The sequence below is a fragment of the Micrococcus sp. HSID17227 genome (assembly GCF_003989405.1).
Taxonomy (GTDB): Bacteria; Actinomycetota; Actinomycetes; order Actinomycetales; family Micrococcaceae; genus Micrococcus; species Micrococcus luteus.
Genome location: NZ_RBLN01000292.1, coordinates 1 through 2,435, shown reverse-complemented (window position 1 = coordinate 2,435; position 2,435 = coordinate 1). Strand labels below are relative to the sequence as shown.

Annotated in this window: 3 protein-coding genes; all 3 read left to right on the top strand. The window is 72.8% G+C overall.

Translation table 11 applies throughout. The annotated features are described in order from the left end of the window. Window positions 1-13: 13 nt before the first annotated feature. Window positions 14-781, top strand: coding sequence for a bile acid:sodium symporter (locus D8M29_RS10920; protein WP_238693394.1), 768 nt, complete (start codon window positions 14-16; stop codon window positions 779-781). 62 nt (window positions 782-843) lie between these two features. Further along, the gene (locus D8M29_RS10915; RefSeq protein ID WP_060974141.1) at window positions 844-1,089 is read left to right on the top strand and encodes a hypothetical protein; all 246 of its coding nucleotides are present in this window, start codon (window positions 844-846) and stop codon (window positions 1,087-1,089) included. A gap of 30 nt (window positions 1,090-1,119) precedes the next feature. Then, a partial coding sequence (gene dnaG, locus D8M29_RS10910; protein WP_127445971.1) for a DNA primase occupies window positions 1,120-2,435 on the top strand: 1,316 nt, incomplete at its 3' end.

Sequence of the window (2,435 nt, the reverse complement as noted above, 5' to 3'; positions counted from 1 at the left end):
TGCCCCTGCGTTCCTGGCGGTGCCGTTCGCCGCGCTGGGCGCGGGGCTGCGGGACGGCAGGTTCCTCGGGGCACTGCTGGTCCTGAACTTCGTGGTGGTGCCGGCGGTGGTGTTCGGGCTGAGCCGGTTCGTGGCCCACGACGACGCGCTGCTCGTGGGCGTGCTCCTCGTGCTGCTGGCCCCGTGCGTGGACTACGTCATCGCGTTCACCGCACTCGCGGGCGGGGCGGCGGTGGCCGCGGTCGACGTCGGGCCCTTCGTCCGTGCTCTGGTCATGCTGATTCTGGTGCCGCTCGCGCTCGCGGCGCTGCTCCAGTGGGGTGCGGTGCGCGGCCGCGGTGGGGTGCGGGACACGGCGGCCGGGGTGGTGCGCGGGTTCACGGTGGCGATGGTCCCGCTCATGGTCGTCACGCTGTTCACGGTGGTCGCCTCGCAGATCCGCGGGGTGGGGGAACGGCTGCCCGCGCTGGCCGCCGTCGTGCCCCTGTTCGTGGCGTTCGCCGTCGTGATGGTGGCCCTCGGTGTGGTGGCTGCGCGGTGGGCGCGCCTCGATGTGCCCGCAGGACGAGCGCTCGTGTCCTCGGGCGCGACGCGGAACTCCCTGGTCGTGCTGCCGCTGGCGTTGGCCCTGCCGGCGAGCCTGGACCCGGCCCCGCTCGTGGTGGTGACGCAGACGCTCGTGGAGCTCGGGGCGATGGTGAGCCTCGTCCGCCTGGTGCCCCGGCTGCTGCCGCTGCACGGGCAGTCCGCGGGGGCGGGCGCGGGTCGAACCGTGACCTGACCGCCCAGAATGTTGCCTTACCGTGACCGGAATCACGGTCCCGGGTGGCTATGGTGGGCGACATGAGCCTCTCGTTCGTGTCCTCGGCGCGCCGCCGTCACGGCGGCCTGGCGTCGGCCGCGCTGTTCCATCCGCTGGTCGAGGCGGCCACCGGCGCACTGCCCGTCATCGACCCCGCCACCGGGCGCCCCGCGTCCGAGGGAGTGGACGCGGCGCGGACCGAAGCGTCCCGCGCGGCAGGGACCGGTCCTGCACAGGCCGCAGCGGAGACCGAGCCATCCACGCAGGGCGGTTCCGCTCGGGGCTGACCGCCCCGCCCCGTCCCTAGAATGGTCCGCATGGCTGGACTGATCGTGCGCAAGGACATCGACCTCGTCCGCGAGCGCACGGACCTGAAGGCCGTGGTGGAGGAGTTCGTCACCCTGCGCTCGGCGGGCGTGGGCTCGTTCAAGGGGCTGTGCCCGTTCCACGACGAGCGGACGCCGTCGTTCCACGTGCGCCCCGGCGTGGGCACCTATCACTGCTTCGGATGCGGCGCGCACGGGGACGTCATCAGCTTCCTCATGGAACTTGAACACACCACGTTCATGGAGACCGTGGAGCGACTGGCGTCCCGGGTGGGGGTGGAGCTGCACTACGAGGACGGCGGCACCGGCCCGGACAAGGCGGAGACGGGGCGCCGTCGTCGCCTGTTCGAGGCGAACAAGGTGGCGGACGAGTTCTTCCGTCGGGCCCTCGGCTCGCCCGAGGCCCAGGCCGCCCGCGACTTCCTCACCCAGCGCGGGTTCACGCAGGAGCACGCGGTGCAGTTCGGCCTCGGGTACGCCCCGCAGGGGTGGTCGCATCTGCTGGACCACCTCCGGCAGCGCGGCTTCCGGGACGAGGAGCTGCGCGCCTCCGGGCTGGTGTCCGAGGGACAGCGCGGCCTGTACGACCGGTTCCGCGGCCGCCTGCTCTGGCCCATCCGGGACATGACCGGCGCGACCATCGGCTTCGGCGCCCGCAAGCTCTACGACGACGATCCCGGCCCCAAGTACCTGAACACCCCCGAGACGCCGCTCTACAAGAAGTCCCAGGTGCTCTACGGCATCGACCTGGCCAAGCGCACGATCGCCAAGGAACGCCAGCTGGTGCTCGTCGAGGGCTACACGGACGTGATGGCGGCCCACCTGGCCGGCGTCGGCACGGCCGTGGCCACGTGCGGCACCGCGTTCGGCGCGGACCACATCAAGGTGGCCCGCCGCCTGATCTCCGACGACGGCACGGGCGGCGAGGTGATCTTCACCTTCGACGGCGACGAGGCCGGGCAGAAGGCCGCCCTCAAGGCGTTCGACGAGGACCACCGGTTCCTCGCCAAGACGTTCGTGGCCGTGGAGCCCAGCGGCATGGACCCGTGCGACCTGCGCATGCAGAAGGGCGACGAGGCCGTGCGCGCGCTCATCGCCTCGCGGCGGCCGCTCTTCGAATTCGCGATCCGGGCGGGGCTGAAGGACTACGACCTGAACACCGTGGAGGGCCGCGCCGGCGCCCTGCGCCACGCGGCGCCGATCGTGGCGGGGATCAAGGACGCCGTCCTGCGCCCGGGCTACGAGCGGGAGTTGGCCGGCTGGCTCGGCCTGGGCCCGAACGCCGTGCACCGGGCCGTGGCCGCGGC

Coding starts and splice junctions, on each gene's coding strand:
- D8M29_RS10915 (WP_060974141.1), top strand. CDS start 844: ATGAGCCTCTCGTTCGTGTCCTCGGCGCGCCGCCGTCACGGCGGCCTG.